The organism is Sutcliffiella sp. FSL R7-0096, assembly GCF_038595065.1.
Lineage (GTDB): Bacteria > Bacillota > Bacilli > Bacillales > Bacillaceae_I > Sutcliffiella_A.
Genome location: NZ_CP152003.1, coordinates 4,179,379 through 4,203,456, shown reverse-complemented (window position 1 = coordinate 4,203,456; position 24,078 = coordinate 4,179,379). Strand labels below are relative to the sequence as shown.

Annotated in this window: 17 protein-coding genes and 1 other RNA gene; 17 read left to right on the top strand and 1 reads right to left on the bottom strand. The window is 43.2% G+C overall.

What is annotated here, in order from left to right:
- The first annotated feature begins 56 nt into the window (after positions 1-56).
- The 5 genes from smpB to MKY77_RS21550 all read left to right on the top strand — a co-directional run bounded on the left by smpB (position 57) and on the right by MKY77_RS21550 (position 3,874).
- Positions 57-524, top strand: a complete 468-nt coding sequence (gene smpB / locus MKY77_RS21570; RefSeq protein ID WP_060665428.1) for an SsrA-binding protein SmpB — start codon at positions 57-59, stop codon at positions 522-524.
- Positions 525-712: 188 nt separating this feature from the next.
- Positions 713-1,078: a transfer-messenger RNA gene (gene ssrA, locus MKY77_RS21565) on the top strand.
- A gap of 167 nt (positions 1,079-1,245) precedes the next feature.
- Complete coding sequence (locus tag MKY77_RS21560; protein ID WP_339147741.1) at positions 1,246-2,799, top strand: ATP-binding protein; 1,554 nt, start codon at positions 1,246-1,248, stop codon at positions 2,797-2,799.
- A 28-nt stretch (positions 2,800-2,827) separates the two neighbouring features.
- Positions 2,828-3,559, top strand: coding sequence for an SDR family oxidoreductase (locus MKY77_RS21555; protein WP_339147740.1), 732 nt, complete (start codon positions 2,828-2,830; stop codon positions 3,557-3,559).
- 6 nt (positions 3,560-3,565) lie between these two features.
- Positions 3,566-3,874 (top strand): DUF962 domain-containing protein, encoded by a 309-nt coding sequence (locus MKY77_RS21550; RefSeq protein ID WP_339147739.1) that lies wholly within the window; start codon positions 3,566-3,568, stop codon positions 3,872-3,874.
- Positions 3,875-4,112: 238 nt separating this feature from the next.
- On the opposite strand, the gene MKY77_RS21545 is transcribed toward MKY77_RS21550, so the two are convergent.
- The gene (locus MKY77_RS21545) at positions 4,113-4,526 is read right to left on the bottom strand and encodes a VOC family protein (protein ID WP_339147738.1); all 414 of its coding nucleotides are present in this window, start codon (positions 4,524-4,526) and stop codon (positions 4,113-4,115) included.
- A 354-nt stretch (positions 4,527-4,880) separates the two neighbouring features.
- Between MKY77_RS21545 and MKY77_RS21540 the strand changes: the two genes are divergently transcribed.
- The 12 genes from MKY77_RS21540 (at position 4,881) to MKY77_RS21485 (ending at position 23,987) form a co-directional block, all read left to right on the top strand.
- The gene (locus MKY77_RS21540; protein ID WP_339147737.1) at positions 4,881-5,636 is read left to right on the top strand and encodes an alpha/beta hydrolase family protein; all 756 of its coding nucleotides are present in this window, start codon (positions 4,881-4,883) and stop codon (positions 5,634-5,636) included.
- Positions 5,637-5,648: 12 nt separating this feature from the next.
- Entirely contained in the window at positions 5,649-7,841 is a 2,193-nt protein-coding gene (locus tag MKY77_RS21535) for an ABC transporter ATP-binding protein (protein ID WP_339147736.1), read from the top strand.
- Complete coding sequence (locus MKY77_RS21530) at positions 7,838-8,332, top strand: DUF1854 domain-containing protein (RefSeq protein ID WP_339147735.1); 495 nt, start codon at positions 7,838-7,840, stop codon at positions 8,330-8,332. Before MKY77_RS21535 ends, MKY77_RS21530 begins: the two co-directional genes overlap by 4 nt.
- Positions 8,333-8,835: 503 nt before the next feature.
- Complete coding sequence (locus tag MKY77_RS21525) at positions 8,836-10,212, top strand: extracellular solute-binding protein (protein ID WP_339147734.1); 1,377 nt, start codon at positions 8,836-8,838, stop codon at positions 10,210-10,212.
- Positions 10,213-10,426: 214 nt separating this feature from the next.
- A complete protein-coding gene (locus tag MKY77_RS21520; RefSeq protein ID WP_339147733.1) occupies positions 10,427-13,366 on the top strand; it encodes an extracellular solute-binding protein in 2,940 nt (979 codons plus the stop codon).
- Complete coding sequence (locus MKY77_RS21515) at positions 13,356-14,249, top strand: sugar ABC transporter permease (protein WP_339147732.1); 894 nt, start codon at positions 13,356-13,358, stop codon at positions 14,247-14,249. The genes MKY77_RS21520 and MKY77_RS21515 overlap by 11 nt, the downstream gene beginning before the upstream one ends.
- Positions 14,250-14,657: 408 nt before the next feature.
- Positions 14,658-15,536 carry a carbohydrate ABC transporter permease gene (locus MKY77_RS21510; protein WP_339147731.1) on the top strand — a complete coding sequence of 293 codons (879 nt, stop codon included), beginning with the start codon at positions 14,658-14,660 and terminating at the stop codon, positions 15,534-15,536.
- An 18-nt stretch (positions 15,537-15,554) separates the two neighbouring features.
- Positions 15,555-17,579 (top strand): YIP1 family protein, encoded by a 2,025-nt coding sequence (locus MKY77_RS21505; RefSeq protein ID WP_339147730.1) that lies wholly within the window; start codon positions 15,555-15,557, stop codon positions 17,577-17,579.
- On the top strand, positions 17,572-19,833 hold the full coding sequence (locus MKY77_RS21500; protein ID WP_339147729.1) for a DUF5696 domain-containing protein: 2,262 nt from the start codon (positions 17,572-17,574) through the stop codon (positions 19,831-19,833). The genes MKY77_RS21505 and MKY77_RS21500 overlap by 8 nt, the downstream gene beginning before the upstream one ends.
- Before the next feature lie 2 nt (positions 19,834-19,835).
- The gene (locus MKY77_RS21495; RefSeq protein WP_339147728.1) at positions 19,836-20,699 is read left to right on the top strand and encodes a sugar ABC transporter permease; all 864 of its coding nucleotides are present in this window, start codon (positions 19,836-19,838) and stop codon (positions 20,697-20,699) included.
- Positions 20,700-20,713: 14 nt separating this feature from the next.
- A complete protein-coding gene (locus MKY77_RS21490) occupies positions 20,714-21,673 on the top strand; it encodes a carbohydrate ABC transporter permease (RefSeq protein WP_342515468.1) in 960 nt (319 codons plus the stop codon).
- A gap of 154 nt (positions 21,674-21,827) precedes the next feature.
- Complete coding sequence (locus MKY77_RS21485; RefSeq protein WP_339147726.1) at positions 21,828-23,987, top strand: glycoside hydrolase family 3 N-terminal domain-containing protein; 2,160 nt, start codon at positions 21,828-21,830, stop codon at positions 23,985-23,987.
- Positions 23,988-24,078: the final 91 nt, after the last annotated feature.

Below are 24,078 nucleotides of genomic sequence, written 5' to 3'. Positions count from 1 at the left end.
GTGGATTTGGTAAAATATTCACTACGCCATGTTAGAAAGAAAGGGGGGAGACCTACGTGCCAAAAGGGGAAGGTAAGGTCATCAGCACCAATAAAAAAGCGAATCACGATTACTTCATTGAACAGACTTATGAAACAGGTATGGTCCTGCAAGGTACAGAAATCAAATCCATGCGAGCTGGCCGAGTTAACTTGAAAGACTCCTTTGCAAGAGTGCAAAACGGCGAAGTATTCTTGCACAATCTGCACATCAGTCCTTATGAGCAAGGTAACCGTTATAACCATGATCCGCTACGTACACGCAAGTTGCTTCTTCATCGTAAACAAATCAATCAGCTTATCGGTCTTACAAAAGAAGAAGGATATGCTTTAGTACCTTTAAAAATCTATCTTAAGAATGGCTATGCCAAGCTTTTAATAGGACTCGGTAAAGGTAAGAAAAAGTATGATAAGCGTGAAGACTTGAAAAAGAAAGAAGCGAAACGTGATATTGAGAGAGCGTTCCGTGAACGTCAAAAGGAATAGAGTAGTGGAATTTACAGTAACTTACAATTGCAAAGTTATCTGTATGTGCTATAATATAGTTGTCGCTGATACACAGAGCGATGCTTTGATAATTGAATAGCCAACTTGTTGGCTTGATTATCTCTCCCGTAGAAACCTCGTGTTTTGCTCTTTGTTGATTTAAACTTCAACAGGGACATTTTAATCGAGGGGACGTTACGGATTCGACAGGGATAGTTCGAGCTTGGGTTGCGAGTCGGGGGGATCGTCCTCGTCATCAACGTCAACGCCAATAATAACTGGCAAAGAAAACAACAACTTCGCATTAGCTGCCTAATAACAGTCTGATGCGGTTCCTCCCTCCATCGCCCATGTGGTAGGATCAGGGACTCACTCTTAGTGGGCTACGCCGGAGATCGCCGTCTGAGGTCAAAGGAAGAGAACAATCAGGCTAGCTGCCAGGATGCCAGTCAATAGGCGGAACGGTCAGCGAATTACTAATATATTGACTACACTCGTAGATGCTCAAGTGGCGATGTTTCTGGACGAGGGTTCGACTCCCTCCGTCTCCATTTAAATGTAAGAAGACCACACTATTTACCAGTGTGGTCTTTTGTTTTGCCATAAAAAACTCCATAAACCACCTAAATTCCCGACTCCCAATCTTTCATCGTTTCAACTCCTCTCTCAGTAGTATATACTTTTTAGTATGAGCAAATGACAAGTCTCAAAGGATGATAGCATGCTAGAAGAATATATTACAAAGATGCGCGAACGTTGCCATATCAATAAATTAGATCCACATGTCATCCCCACTTTTAATAGCTTATCGGATGAAGAGTTATCCGAGATTCAAAGTGGATACAAGGATACATTGGATATTATCAGGTTGTTTATGAATACATTTTTAGAAAAGAGCAAAGGTATACCTATACTTGTGGCGGTTACGGACGAAAAGGGTAATATTATTGAATATCTTGGCGATCCGAGCATGGAGGATACGGTTGTTAATCAGGTCGGTCTGAAAAAAGGCGTGCAATTCAGTGAAGCGCAAGCAGGGGTTAACTCTGTTTTAGCGGCACTTGATCTTGGGATTCCCGTTCAGATAATTGGAGAGGAACACTACTATTACTTTCTCCATCAGACTGCATGCTACAGTGCCCCTTTATTTCATAAAAATCAAGTGGTTGGTACGATCTCCATGATGACGTTTATACAGGTCGCGAATCCGCTTATCATGGCTTCTTTGGAAACAGTGGTAGATTCTATTCAGAGGGAACTCGACCTTTTGGAAAAAAACCGCTACTTGAATCTAATGAACCATATGGTGCTTGAACAATCGAATACCGGCTATATTGTGGTAGAGAAAAACAAGGAAATTGTAAGGATTAACCCTAAAGCCAGGGATATTTTAGGTTTACCTCATGAAAATGAACTCTACACCATTGATGAACTAAAGTTGTTGAGCCGTGTTCATGACCTATATGTAAAAGGGGAAGTTATCCAGGATTACAAAATTATCTTTCAAAATAAACACGAAACAAGAACATGTTTGGTAGATTTTTTCCCGTTCCAAGAAGGGACATTGATTCAGCTCCATGATATTACAGAATATATGAAAACCGAATCCTATATTCAAAATGCCGAAAAGCTTGCAATTGTAGGGCAGATGGCAGCAGGAGTCGCCCATGAAATAAAGAATCCCCTTACTACTTTAAAAGGCTTTATACAGCTGTGTGAAGAAGGTGGACCAAGTAGTGCCTTCCCGGAAATCATGTTGAAAGAAATTGAAAGGATTGATCAAATTACCAACGAGTTCCTTGTTCTCTCCAGACCGACCGTTCAGAAAAAGGACTGGCATGATGTTCGTGATCTTATCAATGAAATAGAAGTATTATTATCGAGCTTCGCCATTATTAAAAATGTCGAAATTCTATATGATTTTCAGGATGTTAAGCCTATCTATAGTGATGGTAACCAAATGAAGCAGGTATTTATCAATCTGGTGAAAAATAGTGTGGAGTCGGTGGCACAGAATGGAAAACTCACCATCAATGTAAGACTACAGGGTGATGATCAGGTTTTGATAAGCTTTAAAGATGACGGAAATGGTTTTCCTGACCATATTTTGCACAGAATGGGCCAACCATTTCTTACAACCAAAAAAGACGGCAATGGCCTGGGGTTAATGATCTGTAAACGCGTGGTAGAAGAGATTCATGATGGTAAACTTTATATCCAAAATAATCTCAATGGTGGGGCGGTAGTCGAAATAATTCTGCCTTGTAATGGCTAGCAATACCTACTCAAAGGAGGCAATCTCTATGGATTTCCAAAACAAAACGGTCATCATAACTGGTGCGGCAAATGGAATCGGCAAAGGAATCGCAACGTCCTACGTAAATGCAGGAGCACGCGTGGTGCTTGCTGACAAGGATGAAAAAGCAGGACAGGTTCTACAACAGGAGCTGGGAGACAAAGCGCTTTTCGTTAAAACGGATGTCAGAAAAGAAGAGGACATTCAACACTTGATGACTAAAACCATGAAAAACTTCCGCCAGATTGATATCCTTATCAATAATGCAGGAGTATCCCGATTTACTCCACTACATGATCTTACTGTGGACGCTTGGGACGACGTGATCAACACGAATTTGCGCAGTGTGTTCATCGCCTCCAAAGAAGCATCTAAGTTTATGAAAAATGGTGGCTCTATTGTTAACATCGCCTCCACTAGGGCGTCCATGTCCGAAGCGAACTCAGAAGCATATGCTGCAACTAAGGGCGGAATTGTGGCGCTGACGCATGCGCTGGCAGCTTCCTTAAGTGAACGGGATATTACGGTGAATGCTATTTCACCTGGATGGATCCAGAATGAAAATTATGAAGAGCTAAGGGATAAGGACCATGCACAACATCTTTCCAATCGAGTCGGGAAACCAGAAGATATTGCAAAGGCTTGCTTGTATCTAACGGACTCCGAAAACAATTTTGTCAATGGAGAAAACATTACGGTGGATGGCGGCATGACAAGAAAGATGATTTACGAGGGATAGCTAGGTATGAGAGAAAAAGTTAAGAATGATTTGCTATTATACCAAAAAGCACATGAGAACAAATGGAATCAGCTTCTGCACTACTTCGCTTTTCTCTTTGCTTTCTTAGCCTGGATTTTTCTTTTTATTAATTGGTGGGTAACCCTTGCGCTTGCTTTGTTACATTATATATTTTCATGGATTGGCCACTTTTACTTTGAAAAGAATAAGCCGGCATCCTTTAGGTATCCACTCATTGGCTTTTATGCCGGTTTCAGTTGGTTTTTCTTAAAAACGTTTGAGCTAATATCAGGCAAAAAAATTCTGCCCAAATGAACCTAGAAGCTTCGAGAACCTCCATGTTCCTCGAAGCTTTTTTTGGGATCTGGTAAACACCACCGCTGTTGATCTCCGCACTAGGCTTCGCTTTCCTAGAGGCGTTTGGGGAGCCTCCTTGGCTTGTGCCTGCGGGGTCTCCCCTATACGCTATCTCCCTCAGGAGTCTTCGCCTATTGCTCCAATCAAAAGCTAGGTTGCTGCAAAAATTAACAGTATGTTTAAACAAAGCCACCTATTATTGCGGTTTCGTATAATTCAAATCCCACTTCACACCAAAGAAATCTTGAACACTTCCGTAACGCGCTCCCCAGAAGGTATCTTGAAGCTCCATCAGTACTTTCCCGTTTTCACTAAGACGTGCATAAAGGGTGTCAACCTGTTCTTCGCTTTCCATCTCCAGCATAAGGGAGACATTGCCACCAATCTCTACTGTTTGGCCTGGGAATGAGTCGGATGCCATCAGTGTCAGGTTTCCTTTTTCAAAACGTGCGTGCATGACTAGATAGTCTGCTTCCGGTGGAGTAGGGAAATCGGCTTCACCAAAGGTCTGGATCCCAGTGATTTCACCTTCAAAAACTTCTTTATAAAACTCAAGTGCCTGTCTTGCATTGCCGTTAAATGATAGATAAGGTACAGCTTGATGCTTCATTATCAACACTCCTTTTGATTGGGTATGTACTTACTCTTTCATTATATTTTGCAATAATTGAAAAGTAAAGAACATACGTTCGACAAATGCGGTTATACCTCTTTTATACCGTTGTTGATTTCCGCGAACGGTTTCGCTTTCCGCGGGGCGCTGGTGGAGCCTCCTCGGCAAGCTTGCGGGGTCTCCACCAACCGCTACCTCCCGCCGGAGTCTCCACCTTTCGCTCCAATCACCAACTAATAGAATTTGAGAAACTAATAGTATCTATATAAAATATATTGAAAGCGGATTCACCACCTCGTATAATGGTTAAAGTCGAAACGTTTCAATCAATTGGAAAAGGATGTGAGAATCATGGCTAGGATCACATGTGATTTTTTCTCGGAGGCATTGCAATGTTCCACCTCCATGACTGTTCTCTTGCCACAGCCAAATTCACAAATAGGGGTATCAACAAAGGTCAAACAAAAGAAACACCCTACCGTCTATTTACTGCATGGCCTTTCAGATGACCATACGATCTGGACAAGATTTACGTCCATTGAACGTTATGCCTCTGCGATGGGATGGGCGATTGTGATGCCTGCTGCGGGGAGGAGTTTTTACACAGATATGGAACATGGGTACGATTTTTACAAATTTGTTAGCGAGGAAGTTCCCACCCTTGCCCAAAGCTTTTTTCCCCTATCAGATAAGAGAGAGGAAAACTTTATAGCAGGGCTTTCCATGGGTGGTTATGGCGCATTTAAGGTGGCATTGAGGAATCCGGATAAATTTGCAGCCGCGGCTAGCATGTCAGGCTCAGTGGACATCAATGAGCGATTGCCGGCATTCCCGAGAGATTTCAAGTATATATTCGGCGACCGTCCAATATTGGGAAGTAAGGATGATCTTTATCATCTTGCCTCAAGTATGGGCAAAAGCACTCCAAAGCTATATCAGTGCTGTGGCACGGAAGATCATAACTATGAAGCAAATATTCGTTTCAGGGATCATGCCATCCAAGCTGGATTAGATTTAACCTTTTCAGATGGACCTGGTGGCCATGATTGGGGATATTGGGATAAGCATATCCAGGAGGTATTGGCATTTTTTGAACAACAGCTCTAAAAGGGGGACTATATGTCATTTATTGAATCGTGTCACTTTCAGGTACATATAGATGGAAGGTTACTATATTTAGCAAAGACAGATATGGATGTGGATGGCCAGTTTGGAGACAACTGGCTAGCAATTTCTGATAAGGTGATTCAACTCTATTCGAACAATGGAGAGTTGTTCAAGACAGTAGAGTTAGAAAGCGTTAGTTCAGCCAAGCTGGAACAATTTATCGGGGCCGGGGCGTTCACCATAACTCGTGGGGATGAAGAAGTAAATGAGGTTCTCGTGCGGTGTTCCTCTTCTTATATGCAAAAGTTTTCAATCGCGGAAAAGTTCATCAATTGTCTAGCTAAAAGTGAGGAAGTTCCGCAGATATCCAAAGCAGATCTGCCGAAGCTTTGTCAAAAGTGCCAGCGCCCCTTTGAAGAGGGGACAGAGGTTTGTTCTGTATGTGTGGATAAGAAAAAGGTAATAGGAAGGATATTGGATTTTACAAATCCGTATCGAGGAAAGATTACGCTTGCTGTGGTGTTCTTGTTGATTGCAACGCTTTTGGAACTGGCACCGCCTTACTTGACGAAAATTATCGTGGATGATGTGTTAGAGCCAAAAGAACTGGGAAGTTCCCTCTTCATCCTTGTGCTCCTTTTAGGTGTCACTGGTATGGTTCTTGCGCTGATGCAATTCTTAAAAGGAATATTGGGTGTGTGGATTGGAAGCAAGATAATGGGGGATATGAGAAAAGAAATCTATCAATCTCTCATGCGCCTTTCTGTGAGCTATTTCGATAGAAGGCAAACATCACAATTCATCGGAAGGGTAAATAGTGATGCGGAATCCATCAGACAGTTTTTAACAGATGGAGTCTTATATATAATCGGGCAAGTGATGCTCTTACTTGCCATTATTGTGATGATGTTCAGCTTGGACTGGAAACTTGCTTTGTTCGCCCTCTTACCGTCACCAATTGTGTTGATTTTCTCAATCGTTATTTGGCCGCGCGTGCAGCACCTTTGGTATAAGCAATGGCAATCAATCAATAAGTTGAACATGATTGTCGGAGATACGCTTCAGGGGATACGGGTGGTGAAGGCATTTGGTCAGGAAGGGCAGGAACAAAGTCGCTATATGGATGGTAATCAGGCAGTTGTAAGTCAGACCATGAGGACGGATGGACTCTGGCAAGGCGTATTCCCGCTATTCTCCTTCATTACCGGTTCGGGGATGCTGTTGGTTTGGTATTTTGGAGGTTTGTCCGTCATAAGTGATGATATAACGCTAGGTACTTTGCTTGCATTTGTTGCTTATCTTGGTATGTTCTTTGGTCCATTGCAGTGGTTCAATCAGATGATCAGCTGGGTTACCAGAGCGATTTCTTCGGCTAATCGCATATTTGAAATTATTGATGCGCCTTCAGAAGTCCCTGATAATAAGGATCCTATCGTTTTGGATAATATTAAAGGTCATGTTCAAGTGGAAGGAGTGACCTTTGGATATGAAAAGCACCAACCTGTCATCAAAAATATAGACCTGGACGTGAAACCGGGGGAAATGATCGGGCTTGTTGGGCACTCCGGAGCAGGTAAATCCACTCTGATCAACTTGATCACCCGTTTTTATGATCCGAATGAGGGAAGGATCTTACTGGATGGGGTCGATTTAAAGAATTTAAAACAGGAGCAACTTCATCAGAGTATCGGGGTAGTATTGCAGGAGACTTTTCTATTTGATGGCACAATATCGGAAAATATCGCTTATTCCAAGGAGGATGCGACACCGGAGGAAATCATGCGCGCAGCTAAAATCGCCAATGCCCATGAGTTTGTGGTGAAGATGTCCGATGGCTATGATACAAAAGTTGGGGAACGGGGACACCGCTTATCCGGCGGTCAAAAACAGAGGATTGCGATTGCAAGGGCCATCCTGCATGATCCCCGAATCCTTATTTTGGATGAGGCTACCGCGTCTGTTGATACCGAAACGGAGAGAAAGATTCAAGAAGCCATCTCAAGGCTTGTAAAAGGGAGAACCACGTTTGCCATTGCCCACCGGTTATCGACCCTGCGTAATGCGGATCGACTTGTAGTTGTGGACAAAGGTGTTATAGCGGAAATTGGAACTCATGAGGAATTGCTTGAAAAAGAGGGAATCTATCATAAGCTTGTGGAAGCGCAAAAAGAGCTGTCACAAATCAAAGGAGTAGAGGTTGGATGAGTGAAATATTCGATATTACATACTTTGACCCGGAAAAGGTACAGTTTTTCTACGGTGAAGGCACAACCATGAACTTTAGGTATATGGACAAGGTATATCGCAATATTGGCATTTTCCGGACCTTTCCGTTTTCACGACCTTATGAATATATTTTTATCTGGGATGGTGACACAGAGCTTGGCGTTGTAAAGGATGTAAAGCAATTAAATGACGAAAGTGAAGCTGCACTCAGAAGAGAATTGAATGTTCGTTATGTGGTTCCTGAGGTGGAAAAGATCCGATCGATTAAAGAAGAACCGGGTCTTTGGGTCTTTGAACTTGATACGGATAGGGGACCATTAAAGTTGATGATGCGAAACATTCACGAACATCTTGATTTGCTACCGCCCAACCGGATCATCATCACGGACATGGACGGAAAGAGATGTGAAATCACAAGCTACAAAGAACTGGATATGCACAGCAGAAAAGAATTATCCAAAGTGATTTAATAAGTAAACTCTGTAAAAGTTGAGAAATGAAAAGAGTTTTCTAGCTGTTGATTGAAGCAAAAGGCGAAGACTCCTGAGGGTGATAGCGCTAGGTGGAGACCCCACAGGTGAAGCCGAGGAGGCTCCAGCAGCGCCCCCTAGGAAAGCGAAGCCATTTGCGGAAATCAACAGCGGCGTTTAATAGAACATATAAATGAAAATCGAATCGATTCTACACTTTAAGATCGGTTCTTTTTTCTATTTTTCATAAACATAGAAACACAGGTAATACCTACCAAACCCTTCTCTAATAAGACTTTTCAATCAATTCTCTCAATCTACGAAAATATTTCGAAAATAATATTGTAATCGTTTTCAAGAGGGGGTATAATGACGGTAGTGAAACGTATCAATTGCAGAGGGAACAGGTATAAAAGGTTGAGTGATCTCCCTTTTTATTTTTACGAACAAATTGAAACGTTTCGATAAAGGCAGTGAAATACTATATAAGGGGTGTTTGGTTCATGAAGTGGATGAAATCTAGTATTGCTATTGTTGCTTCGTTCATGCTTGTGGTTGGTTGCAGTAATTCTAATAATGCATCAAACGATGAAAGCAAGGAAGCGAATAACGGAGATCAAGTAACGATTAAGTTTGCAAGCTGGGCGCTTGGAACGGAAGAAGATCAAAATATTGAGCGTCTGATGATTGACGAGTTTGAAGAGAAATACCCTAATATCAATGTGGAAATTGATGAGTCTATTGCAACAGATGATTGGAACAACTCCCTTTCTTCTGCAGCAAGTGCCAATGCTATGCCGGACGTGTTCATGGTATCTCAAGTACCGACTGGACTTGCGAATGACTGGTTGTTAGATGTAACAGAGCTGGCTGCTGAAGATGAGGATTTTGCAAACATTCCTGAAGTTGTAACAGATTCTGTTACATACAATGATGCTGTTTATGCCATTCCTAGTGCACAGCATTTCCTTGGTTATTTTGTTAATAAAGATCTATACAACCAGGCAAACCTGGATGTTCCTGAATATGGCTTCTCTATTGATGATTTCACGGAATCTGTTCGTTCTGTAACAAATGTGAACAGTGGCGTGGTTGGGTTGAACAATCCATTTGCCATTGTGGACTGGTATCCATCCTCTGTAAACGAAACGATTGGCTGGTATACATTCAGTGATGAAGAGTATCATTTGGATAGCAACGAATTCATTTCTGGTGTTAACCTTACAAGCAACTTTGTAACAAACGGTTATTCTTATGAGAATTTATCTGATGAGCAAAAAGCTAATTTCAATGGTGAGCATGCTGGAGAAGTATTTGCTGGTGGCGGGATCGGACTTTTCTGGGATGGATCCTGGGCAGTCGAAAACTTCTCTACTAACCTAGACTTTGATTGGGATTTTGTTGGAACTCCTGGTGGAAGAACGGTTATCGTAAATGATTTCATGGGAATCTCCAAATCTACTAAGCACCAAGAGGAAGCATTCCTTTTTGCAAAGTGGATGAGCTTTGGTAAAGAAGGATTCTTAAAGCGTATTGATTTAGCGGTCGAGCATGACAAGTCATTGAACAACTTGCCTGTGACTCAAGATGAAGAAGTATTGGATGCATTCTTCGAAGTTCAGGATATCCCTGGATTACGTACAGCGTATGACAATTTGGAAAACGGTATCGTGGAGCCTGTTAAAACTGTACCAGGATTTGCTCAATCCAGATGGGAAGCGCCGACTGGTGTAGCCGTTGGTGAAGAGCCGAACGCAAACATTGCGGCATTGATTGATGCAAGTGTCAGAGGCGACATTAAAATCGAAGACTATGCAGCGCAAATTAATGAATTAGCGAATCAAAAGTATCAAGAAGGCAAAGAAGCAATTGGTCAATAAGTTGTATGACTGTTTCGCATAATTTGCAACTTCTGCGTATGGAATAATTACCCGAAATTGAAGTTACTGTCGTGCTCTTTCTTAAAAAAATAATTCTTACAGGTTAATAGTTTTAGATTTAAAGGGCGGAAAAAGTCCTGAAACCGACTTTTTCTTGGGTAATAGTAACAATATTTTAGAAAAGAGCCAACTGTAAAGGGGATGGGGATTAGATATGAAACGTAAAATGATGTTCTGGTCATTAATACTGCTGTTGCTAGTACCAGGCCAATTCGCATTTGCTGATGAAGAGAATACGCCTGAGCAGGTGGCAGAACAAGTCATTGAGCCACGCTATCTAACGATCCTCGAGCAGTGGAATGAAGTGGGACAGGGCAACGCGCAAGATTTCGAGCGCGTTGTCACTCCCGCTGATTTTTTATCCAATGATGGGAATAGCCTGCTTTCAAGTAATGAGAGCAAGGATTATGGCGATCAGGTATCCACTTGGGGAGACCGTAATGCTGTCACCATAGAAGTGGAAGTAGACGAAGAAGGGTTATATGAACTGGGCTTTGATTATTATCCTCTTGGTGAAGGAATCGTTCCAATAGAAGGTTCCATCCAAGTGAATGGGGAATATCCGTATTTTGAAAGTCGGAGAATTCTTTTTCCGAAGGACTGGAGAAGTGCAAGCAATGAGTTTGAGCAGGACCGTTTTGGGGATGAAATCATTCCTGAGCAGCTGCCGATCGACCAATGGCATTTTGTAAAAGCAGAGGATTCCAGTTATCTGCAAGCAAGACCATTAAAGTATCAATTAAAAGAAGGCAAAAATACGATCACGTTGGAGAATATCCGCGGAGAAATGCTGCTTGGCAATATTTATGTAAGCGGTGTGGGAACGATTCCTACATATGAAGATTATAGAGAGAACCAACCTGGGGACCTCGCTGAAACAAACACTATCACAATTGAAGCGGAGCACCCGCTTAAGAAGAACAGTTCTTTTATCAGACCTGTGAATAGACAGGATGCGTCCGTTGTCCCTTATGAGCGTGACAAACGCCTATTGAATGCAATCGGCGGGGAGTCATGGGAAACAAGTGGGCAAACGGCTACATGGGAAATGGAAGTGGAGGAAGCAGGCTACTACCAGATTTCCTTAAAGGTTTTACAAGAAAAACAATCTGGCTTTCCGGTGTTCCGGACAGTCATGATCAATGGAGAAGTACCTTTTGAAGAAGTGGAAAGCTATTCTTTCCAACAAAAGAAAAGCTGGGTGAATGAAACACTTAGTAACGGAGACGGGGAACCGTATTATTTTTATTTGGAAAAGGGGAAAAACACCCTGACATTAAAAGGTGACGCGTCACCTGTAAATCGCACGTTATTCGAGATGGATGAAGTGATGAAGGGCATTGAACAGCTCTCCTTATCCATTAAGCGCTTGACTGGAAACAACCAAGATCGCTCTCGCGGCTGGAGAATTACCGAGTACATGCCTGAGATTGAAGGGGAACTTACTTCCTGGGCGGATAAGCTTGAAGGAGAAAGTGAGTACCTGCTTGGCTTAAGTGATGGGAAAGAATCAGTGGAGATTGTATCGCTCAACATTGCCGTGGAACGGTTAAGGGAGCTTGCAGCAGATCCTGATAAAATTCCGGCACGACTGACACAGCTCTCCGAAGGCTCAAGCTCTGTCGCACAGCTTCTTGGTAATGCAACACTGGAATTGAAAAAACAGCCATTGATAATGGATCGAATATATATTCACGGTGACGAAACGTTGCCAAAACCGGAACTTGGATTTTTCGCAAAAACAAAAGAATCTGTCTTGAAATTCTTTCACTCCTTCCAATCCAATACATTGGCTACGGAAAAAGTGGATGATGATGTAGTGGATGTGTGGGTGAACAGACCACGACAATACGTAGAATTGATGCAAAATATGGTGGATCAAAACTTCACCCCGCAAACAGGGATAAAAGTTAGGTTTTCCATCATGCCTTCCGAGCAAAAATTGATCTTGGCCAATGCGGCGAACAGTCAGCCCAATCTCGCACTTGGAATCAGTAGCTGGTTGCCATATGAACTGGCTATCCGTGGCGCCGCATATGACTTAAGACAGTTTGAGGACTTCAATGAAACGTTAGGCCATTTCTCTCCTGGGGCGTTCTTGCCAATGATGATTGAGGATGAGGTATACGGTTTACCGGAGACGCAGGATTTCTTTGTACAGTTTTATAGAAAAGATATTTTAAATGCTTTGGATGTTCCTGTGCCTGATACTTGGGAGGAAGTAGTCGATGTCTTACCGGAGCTGCAGCGCTTTGGGTTGAACTACTATACACCGATTGCAGGGGCGGTTGCTTTCAAACCATTCCAATCAACATCCCCATTTATCTATCAACATCAAGGGGACTTGTATAAAGAGAATGGCATGGGGACCACGATCGATAGTGATGAAACGGTTCGCGGCATTCAGCTTATGACGGATTTGAACACGATCTACAGCACACCATTACAGGTGCCGAATTTCTATAACCACTTCCGTTATTCCACGTTGCCGATTGGTGTTTCTAACTTCCAGACATATGTGGAGCTTACATCTGCCGCACCGGAAATCTCAGGTTGGTGGGACATCTCCCTTCACCCTGGTGTGGAAAATGAAGACGGTGAAGTGGAGAGATGGGCGACAGGTTCTGGACAGGCTGGCATGATTTTTAACGGCAGCAAAAATAAGGACGCGGCATGGCAGGTGCTGAAATGGTGGATGTCCACAGAAACTCAGACTGACTTTGCCACCACCTTGCAGATCATGTACGGTCCGTCCTATATGTGGAATACTGCTAATCTTGATGCCTTTAAACAATTGCCATGGCCAGAGGAACATAAGGAAGTCATCCTCGAGCAATGGGAGCATTTAAGGGAAGTACCGAAAACGCCTTACACCTATATGGTAGAGCGTGAAATCAGTAATATATGGAACAAGGTTGTCTTTGACGGAGAGAATACCCGTTCAGCCGTAGACGATGCGGTGGTGACCATTGACCGTGAAATGAGACGGAAAATGGAGGAATTCGGATATATGAAAAACGGGAAAATCGTGAAGACCTATCCAATTCCAACGATTGAACAAGTAGAAAGCTGGGTGGAAGAAAATGAGGAGTAGCCTTCAAAAGCATGCAAGTACATCGATCTTTCTTGCACCATATTTAATCTTCTTCTTTACCTTTATCATCATCCCGGTGGTAGTGGCAATTCTCCTGTCTTTTACGTATTTCAACGCGATCGAGATGCCGAGCTTCATCGGACTTGCCAACTATGTCAGCGTGCTTACACAGGATGAGGTCTTTATGCAGCGCGTCCTGCCAAATACATTGATGTTTGCTTTCATCGTCGGGCCGGGAGGATATATTTTATCCTTCCTGCTTGCATGGATGTTAGCGCAAATTTCGAAGGTTCCAAGAACGGTTTTGGCGCTTATCATCTATTCCCCTTCCATGACAGCCGGGATTGCGATGGCTGTTGTGTGGACGATTATATTCAGTGGAGACCAAACGGGTTACTTGAATAGTTTATTGATTACGATTGGTGTCATCCTGGAGCCTGTTCAATGGCTTCAATCTCCAGATCACCTAATGACCATCATGATAGTCGTTACGCTTTGGGGAAGCATGGGGGTAGGATTCCTTGCGATGCTATCCGGTGTCTTGAATATCAATAAGGAAATCTATGAAGCTGGTTATATTGACGGCATCAAAAATAGATTCCAAGAGATCATTTATATCACCATTCCATCGATGAAGCCGCAGATGCTGTTCGGGGCAGTAATGGCGGTCGTTGGAACCTTCCAGGCCGGCGCTATCGGGGTCGCTTTATCAGGTGCCAACCCGACGCCTCAATATGCAGGTCAGTTGATGGTCAACCACTTGGAAGACTATGGATTCATCCGCTACGAAATGGGATATGCAGCAGCAATATCCGTTCTATTACTATTATTCGTATATATCTTCTCAAAAATCGCCTGGCGTTTATTCGGAGAAAAAGACTAAAGAGATGGCTGTTTTCTAGGGCAATGTTAATGAGTGGATTGAGCGGAAGTCACTTGATTCCAGCCGGGAAAGGGAAACACCCGAAATAGGAGGCCATAGAAAACTGGAATTTTACAGTATTGAAGGTTTCTAGCTGTTGAATGGAGCAAAAGGCGGAGACTCCTGCGGGAGGGAAGCGGTAGCTTGAGACCCCGCAACGAAGTGAGGAGGCTCAAGCATCGCCCCGCGGAAAGCGAAGCCTATTGCGGAATTCAACAGCGGTGTTAAATCGATACTATATGCATTTTCAGTGGCCACCAACGGAGAGCAAGTGACTGCAGCGAAAAGGAACGATCAATCTTGAAAGCGATTAATAATCTTTTAGAAAACATCCAAGCTATAAAACTTCTAATGTAGGGAGTGAATGATGTGTCGGCATTCCATGGAACGAAAATAAATCCAGACCGTTTTCACAAAAGCCAATTAAAGTTCTATGCATTTCTAATACCGCTCGCCATCTTTATGGCTATGCCCATCGTCTTTGTCTTTTCCCACGCCTTTAAGCCGATCGATGAGCTTTTCGCTTATCCACCGCGCTTTTTTGTGCAAAAGCCGACGATGCAGAACTTCATAGACTTAATGAACAACACAAGTACATCGGGCGTTCCGATGTCCCGTTACTTGTTTAATAGTATTTCCATCACCCTCATTGTCGTATTTGTGACAGTCTTGATCAGTACAATGGCAGGGTATGCACTATCAAAAAAACGATTCAGACTAAAGAAAACCATCTTTGAAATCAACACCCTTGCCTTGATGTTCGTTTCGGCGGCAGTCGTCATCCCGCGTTACTTACTTATTGAAAAGGTGGGATTATTGGACACGTTCCTTGTTCACATTTTCCCGCTGATCGCGATGCCGATCGGGCTTTTCTTAGTAAAACAATTTATTGATCAAATACCAAACGAATTAATAGAAGCTGCCCAGATGGATGGGGCGACAGACTATCAAATTTTCCGGAAGATCATCATTCCGCTTGTAAAACCGGCAATTGCAACCATAGCCATTTTATCGTTTCAGCTTGTCTGGAATAACACGGAAACCTCGACATTGTTTGTCGATAATGAAAATTTGAAGACCTTTGCCTTTTATATGTCGACCTTAACGGCGACCTCCAGTGGAAACACGGTTGCTGGTCAAGGAATGGCGGCAGCGGCATCACTGATCATGTTCATTCCAAATTTAATCATCTTTATCATCTTACAAAGTCAAGTAATGAATACGATGGCACATTCAGGTATTAAGTAGAAGGGGGAGTAAAAGAGTATGAAACGCATATTCATTGGTTTATTGACTGTATGGTTAATCCTCCTTTCTCCTTTGCAATCCTTTGCAGCCCTGTCTGTTCCATATACTACAGAGACGGTATCAACAGAAGGGGATATCATTGAGACGCAGACCGCTTATATTCCGGTTGGGCTTTTCGGAAGTACAAGTGAAATAGTCAATCCAGAAGATGTCTATATCGATCAAAACAATGATGTATATGTTGCGGATTCCGGTACGAAGAAAGTAACCAAATTTGATGAGAATGGTAGAAAACTCTTGGAAGTCGGAGAAGGAATCCTGCAAATGCCGACTGGGGTTTTTGTGGATGAAGAACAGCAAATTTACGTGGCGGATTATACAAACGAAAAAGTCTATCGTTTTTCTAAAGAAGGGGAAATGCTCCAAGAATACGGCAGACCTGATTCGCCGCTGTTTGGGACAAGGACGCCTTATAAACCACAGAAAATCACCGTGGATAAACGAGGCAACCTCTACATTATCGGAGAGGGTTCAACAAATGGGATCATCCAGGTTGGTCAAGATGGTACATTTCTTGGATTCTTCGGTGTAAACCGTACAAGGCCGTCGTTAATGTCTGTGATCCAGGATGCCCTGACAACAGACCAGCAGCGCTCCAGCATGTTCCTGAAAGTGCCGCCAGCGCCGACCAATATTGCGATTGATGAAAAAGGACTTGTATACACCATTACAGCAGGGACCAGATTTGAAACCATTCGAAAGTTGAACATTGCTGGTGGAAACATCTTGCCATCAGGAATTTTAGACTCGTCTAACCTAACTGATATCACAATTGGACCACTAGGCAATTTCTTTGTTATCGACAGTAATGGAAGAATTATTGAGTTTGATAGCTTTGGAAACATTCTCTTCTTATTCGGAGGAAAAGACGATGGCACAAACCGCCTTGGCCTGTTCATGGACCCATCGGGTATTGCAACCGACAATCTTGGGCGAATTTTTGTCACAGACCGTGAGCGCGGAACGATCCAACTTTTAGAGCCAACAGCTTTTGCAGAAATGCTTCACGGTGGAATCTCGCTATATGCACAAGGGCTCTACATAGAGAGTGAGCAATATTGGAGCGAAGTATTGCGCATGAACTCCTCCATCGGTCTTGCCCATAATGCAATGGGAGAAGCCTATTACAAGCAACAGGAATATGAAGAGGCCCTGCAATCCTTTGAGCTCGTCGGGAATGTGGAAGGGTATTCGGATTCCTTCTGGGAAATTAGGAACCAGTGGATGAATGATCATCTCGGGTTTGTCTTCACCATTCTCATTGGATTATTCGCAATCAGGGCGACCTTGCTTTTTGCAGATAAGAAGAAAGGGATTTTATCACCGGCAAGGAAAAGATGGCAGGCATTCAAAAATAAGAAACTATTAAGCGAGCTATTATTCCTTGGCAAGTTTTTACGTCAACCAATAGACAGTTTCTATTATATTAAAAGACAAAGAAGGGTTTCCGTTCTATCGGCGACCATCCTTTATATCATTCTTTATTTAGAATTCCTGTTCATGAAGTACTTCACAGGATTCATTTTTAGGGGCGGTACAAGCCTTGAGCAAATTAATTTCGGAATGGAATTCATTCTATTATTCCTGCCAATTCTTCTTTTCATAGTGTCTAACTATCTAGTCAGTACGATTAACGATGGAGAAGGAAAGTTCTCCGATATCTATATCGGAACCATTTATTCGTTGGCACCGATCATTGTGCTCTTAGTACCGATTACACTCATGTCAAACGTGCTAACACTTAATGAATACTTCCTGTACGCCTTCTTCATGCAAGTGATGATGGGATGGTCCTTGATTATCCTGTTCATCATGATTAAGGAAATTCATGCATTTGAATTCTGGGGAACGGTACGAAATATCCTGACGACCATTTTCTGTATGATCATCATCGTATTGGTTTGCTTCATCATCTACGTATTGATGGATCAGGTAATAGATTTTGTAACAGCAATCATCCAGGAGGTGATTCTCCGTGTATAAAAAAATTCTGCTTGCCATGCTTATCGCCATACTTCCGGTGTCGGTTTTCGCTGAATCATTGACATCAAAGGAAGAGTTAGAGGAAATAGAAGTGGAGACAGAGCTCGGAGAAGAGACCCTCCGCTTTGATTCCAATCAATTCACACAGCCAGAGGGAGAAAATAAACCTCTGCCGGAAGGAAGGCTTGATGGCTTTACAAAGGTGACGGAGAACGACAAGCTTGCGCTATATGTACAAGAAGAGTCACTGGCAATCAAAATTCAGAACAAAGAAACAGGCTATATTTGGCACTCAGGTGTTGATAATGCCAATAACTATCGCTTGAACAACACATGGACAGATATGGTGCAATCGGCCATCACCATTGATTATCTAGATCGCCGCGGGAATATCAAGACGGAAAGCATCCTGACGGAAGAGACGAAGCCTAACCTTCAAATGAACGAGAACGGCTTTACCGCAGAGATTGATTTTAGAGGTTCCAGCATTGAAGTAGTGCTGAATGTGACGCTAGAAGACGAAAACATCGTCATTGATGTGCCGAATGAGGGCGTACAGGATGGTACCTACAATAAGATAGTGGCCATGAAAGTTTACCCTTTCCTTGGTGCCGCACATATGGATGATATCACCGGATACTTATTTATACCAGACGGAAGCGGGGCCTTAATGCGATTCGAAAAGAGTGCTTTCCGTTCCGATACTCCATTCATCGGTTCCATCTACGGAGAAGATGAAGGATTTACAAGACCGAAAAGCACAGAAAATGTCTACACCTACCCGGCACAGGCGATATCCGTTCCAGTCTATGGTGCAGTGCATGGCGTAAAGCAGAATGCCTTCCTTACTTCCATTGAAGAAGGCCAAAGCTATGGCAGGATTCTTGCTTACCCATCTGGCGCTTCTACTGACTTCTTTTGGGTAACATCCGATTATCAATATCGCTTTAATTATTTTCAACCGACAAGTAAGAGCATGGGAGGCTTCAACGTCTACCAAGAGGAAAAAAACAGTTTCAATATTAAGCAAAAAGTGATGTTCCTCTCCAATGATGAAGCTGATTATGTAGGCATGGCCAACAAATATCAGCAACATTTAGAGGAGAAGGGCTCCCTTTCTAGTAACAATGAAGATGTGGTAGATCTTCGCCTGGAGCTATTAGGTGGGGAAACGAAAAAAGGACTGATTTGGAATACTGTTCAGTCAATGACGGAGATCCGCGATATTCCTGCTTTTGTTGAAGAGCTTGAGCAAAACGATGTGGATAATTTGCATGTTGTATTAAAAGGCTGGACAAAAGGCGGATTGACTGGAACACTGCCGCAGAAATTCCCGCTAGAAAAGAAGGTTGGCAGTAAAGGTGACTTGGAGGAAACAATCCAAAAGTTAGAGGAAAGAGAAGTTCCTTTCTATCTCCACACAGATTTCACGACTGCTTTTGATGGAGCATCCGGCTTCTCTGGAAGCAAGGATGTTTCCAAGAAAATTAACGGCCAACCGATGACGAAAAGTCAGTATGGCTATAGCAGTTACTATCTCAGTCCTGAAAAATCACTGGAAATCGCGAAAAAAGATGCTGCGGTTTTCAAGGATCATGGGGTAGAGAACCTTGCCATTGAAACGACTGGGAGCAAGCTATTCTCTGATTTTAACAAAGGGATGGCATCTTCAAGAGCAGACATGATCGGCTTGAATCAAGAACTATTTGCTCACTATCAGGAACAAAATATTGATTTATCCTTATACAGACCAAACGACTATGCTTGGGGATATATGGACAAGTACTTGGATATGCCGATGTATTCCTCGAACTATATGTTTGTAACGGATACTGTGCCGTTTTTACAAATTGTATTGAAGGGATACACGCCGTACTATGCGACCTTCTCCAACTTCTCCCATAATCCGACGGAAGAAGTGCTGAGAATGATCGAGTTTGGTGCTTATCCATCCTTCTACTTGACAAGGGAGTCTGCACAGCTCTTGATGAAGACTCCATCAAGAGGTTTATATACTTCCGAGTTTGATAGTTGGAAAGAGGAATTGATCAGTCAATACAGTCAAATTAAAGACAGTCTCGGAAAAGTGGAGAACAGCTCCATCATCGATCGTATCGTCCACCAGCCGGGAGTTTCTGAGGTCATGTACGAAAACGGCGTCTCCATCATCGTTAATTATACGGACGCAGACGTTACCATTGAGGGAACAACGGTCGATGCTACGTCATTCAGCATAAAAGAAAGGGGGAATTAAGCATGAAACAGTTATCCATGCGCTCAAAGAATACGCTGACAGGATTGTTATTCATCTCACCATGGATTCTTGGTTTTATTCTATTCACGGCTTACCCCCTTTTCTATTCTTTGTACTTAAGCTTTCAAAAGGTACGGATCACAACAGAGGGGATCCAGACGACCTTTGTCAATTTTGATAATTTCAAGCATGCCTTCACGGTGGATGCACTGTTCACACAAAAGCTATTGACGTTTGTGCAAGAGCTTGTGCTCTCTGTGCCCATCATCATTGTGTTCTCACTCATCATCGCGATCCTGTTGAATCAGCCGATTCGCTTCCGCAATTTTTTCCGGATGATTTTCTTCCTTCCAGTCATCATTGCGAGCGGCCCGGTCATCAATGAGCTGATTTCACAGGGAGTGACATCCATCCCGTCCATCAAGGATTATGCGATATTTGAAACGATGCTTTCTGCTGATTCATTATTCAGTAGTGTCCTTCTGTATTTAATGGATAACCTGATCATTATTTTATGGTTTTCCGGGGTTCAGTTCTTAATTTTCCTGGCAGCCTTGCAGAAAATAGATACACAAGTATATGAAGCTGCCAAAATTGATGGCGCGTCCAACTGGGAATGCTTTTGGAAGGTGACACTGCCAAGCATTTTCCCGATGATCGTCGTTAATACGGTTTATACCATTGTGACATTCTCGATATTCTCGTTAAATCCAGTCATCGAACATATCCAAACAAACATGTTTCAAATTAATACAGGGTTTGGCTATGCTTCAGCCCTATCATGGATCTACTTCTTGTTGATTGCGGTTGCTCTAGGCATTTCAGTAGCACTGCTGACCGTCAGAGGAAGAAAAAATTATGCTTAAAGGAGGCCGTTATCATGGCAAGCGAATCGCTGACTAACCGCAAACCAAAAGGGACAGGCATCGTGACCAGGTTGAAAAAGCTCGCTTTCGGAATGAAAGGGAACGACGGCCTTCTCGATAAGCTTTTCATTTACGGCCTGTTGATCGGAATTGGCTTTGTCTACTTATTCCCGTTGCTATATATGATTTCTTACAGTCTGAAAAGCTTGGATGATATTCTCAATCCACTAGTAAACTGGATACCGACTCAACTTTATCTTGATAACTATCAATCTGCCTATGCGGTATTGAAATTCCTGCCTACCTTAGTGGAATCCTTTTATGTAACAGCCATCCCGGCCATTGTTCAAACGGCAGTATGTGCAGTGGTGGGTTATGGTTTTGCACGCTTTGCCTTTCCATTCAAACGAACCATGTTCGTGCTGGTATTGGCGACGTTCATCATCCCACCTCAAGTGACGGTCATCCCTCGTTATGTATTTTTTAACGAGATTGGTATTCTGGGAAGCATTCAGTCTTTCTTGTTTCCGGCACTACTTGGACAGGGAATCAACAGTGCGATTTTCATCTTGATTTTCTATCAATTCTTTAAAATGATGCCAAAAGCATTAGAAGAAGCAGCCCAGCTTGATGGGGCGGGATATTTACGGATATTCTTGACGCTTGCGCTTCCGATGGCTGCACCTGCGATCATCATTTCGTTCTTGTTCTCCTTCGTTTGGTACTGGAATGAAACATATTTGGCAGCGATTTATTTTGGTAACTCATTAACGACGTTACCACTCGAACTGCAAAAGTTCGTAGCAACCTATCAACAGATGTACCCGCAAAGTGGTGGGGAAGCATCAGAAATCAATGAAGGCATCAATATGGCAGGTACCGTTATGACGATCTTGCCGATGCTGGTAGTATATGCAATCACGCAACGCTGGTTTGTCGAAGGTGTCGACCGCTCCGGTATTGCTGGTGAATAAGAGGGAAAAGGGGCCAATTGGGCCTCTTTATCGAAATGAATAGAAACGTTTCGACAAATATGGCAGATTTTATTACAGAAAAGCTTATATTTATTCATTATTTTTAGTGAAAACGTTTCGTGTTCATACAACACGATCGGGGAGGTAGCAAAGGATGGCTAAAAACATGGAAAGCCTTTTAGAACAGATGACGTTAGAGGAAAAAATATCCCAGCTCATGCAATTGGCAACATTCTTCTATAAAGGTGCAGCAGGGGATGGAGAAATTACCGGTCCTCTTGAAGATATGGGAATTTCAAATGAAGTGGTGCAAAACAGCGGATCTGTCCTTGGTGCATCAGGGGCATGGGAAGTTGCCAATATTCAACGAGAGCACCTTGCAGAAAACCGGCTAGGAATTCCTCTACTGATGATGGCAGATATAGTCCACGGATTTAAAACCATCTTTCCTGTACCTCTCGCAATTGGTTGTTCCTGGGATACAGAGCTTGCAGAAAAGAGTGCCGAAATTGCGGCAAAAGAAGCCTCTGTCGCTGGTGTTCATGTCACGTTTGCACCAATGGTCGACTTAGTAAGAGATCCAAGATGGGGACGAGTGATGGAATCAACCGGGGAAGATCCTTATCTGAACAGTGTCTTTGCCAAGGCCTTTGTTCGAGGCTTCCAAGGAGAGGACTTGACCAATGACACTCACCGTGTTGCAGCGTGCGTAAAACACTTTGCGGCATACGGCGCACCGGAAGGAGGCCGCGATTATAATACCGTCAACATGTCAGAAAGACAGCTTCGTGAGTCTTACTTGCCAGCGTACAAAGCAGCACTCGATGAAGGCTGCGAAATGGTCATGACAGCTTTTAACACGGTTGACGGCATTCCTGCCTCAGGAAACAAAAAGCTGATGAGAGATTTGTTACGAGCGGAATGGGGCTTTGACGGTGTCATGATCTCCGACTGGGGCGCAGTAAAAGAATTGATTCCACATGGTGTTGCAGAAGACGAACGGGAAGCCGCGCTAAAAGGATTGGAAGCCGGGGTGGACATTGAAATGATGACCGCCTGTTATGCAAAGAACCTTAAAGATCTTGTAGAGAGCGACGAGCTTTCGGAAGCACTGATCGACGAATCGGTCTTACGTATTCTAAATCTTAAAAACAAACTTGGACTCTTTGAAAATCCATACCGCGGCACGAGCGAGGAACTAGAAAAAGAAGTCATCATGTCAGAAGAGCACCGCCAAGTGGCAAAGGAACTTGCCATCAAATCTAGCGTTCTTTTAAAAAATGACGAGGTTCTGCCATTAAATAAAGAACAAAAAATCGCGCTCATCGGTCCATTTGCCAAAAATGGAGATGTGCTTGGCCCATGGTCTTGGCAAGGTTCAAAGGAAGCAGCAATACAGGTATATGAAGGACTACTTGCAAAAACATCAGAGGCTAACCTTTTAGTGGCACAGGGATCGGATATCGAAACAATTACAGAAGAACAGCTCCATCAAGCAGTGGAGACAGCAAAGGAAGCAGATGTCATTGTCCTTGCACTTGGAGAAGCATCTGAAATGAGCGGGGAAGGTGGCTGCCGGGCAGACATCCGCCTGCCAGAAGCACAATTAAAGCTTGTAGCGAGAATAAGGGAGCTTGGAAAACCTGTCGTAACGGTACTTTTCAATGGTCGTCCTTTGGATTTACATGGAGTAATTGCTGAATCGGATGCCTTGCTTGAAGCATGGTACCCAGGTACCGAAGCCGGTTCAGCCATCGCAGACCTGTTGTTTGGAGAGGCGAATCCTTCTGGAAGACTTACAATGAGTTTCCCATATTCTGTCGGGCAGGTGCCGATCTACTACAACTGCTTCAACACGGGACGCCCTCAAGGCGAAAACAAGCAGGAGCGCTATGTCACACATTATCTTGATATTCCAAATGAGCCCCTATTGCCATTTGGGTTCGGCTTGAGTTATACAACGTTTGATTACAGCGATGTGAGCGCCTCAGCAGATAGCTTAACAGAAGACACTAGCATCGATGTTTCTGTCAAGGTGACGAACACAGGAGAGCGTGCCGGTGAAGAGACGGTTCAGTTATATATCCGTGATCTGTCTGGCGAAATCGTCCGCCCGCTTAAAGAACTAAAAGGCTATGAAAAAGTATGGCTAGAGCCTGGTGAAACAAAACAAGTAACCTTTACCATCACAGAAGATCAACTCCGTTACTACCATTCGGACCTGACCTTCAAAAGTGACAAAGGCAAATTCCACGCCATGATCGGCCCGAACAGCAACGAATTGACGATAAAAGAGTTCGTTTTAAATAAGTAGTTTGTAACGAAAGTGCAGTATCAGCAGGTGAAAAAGGCGAAGACGCAAGCGTTGAAAAACGGCAGTCGAGGCCAAATGAAAAACGCAAAAA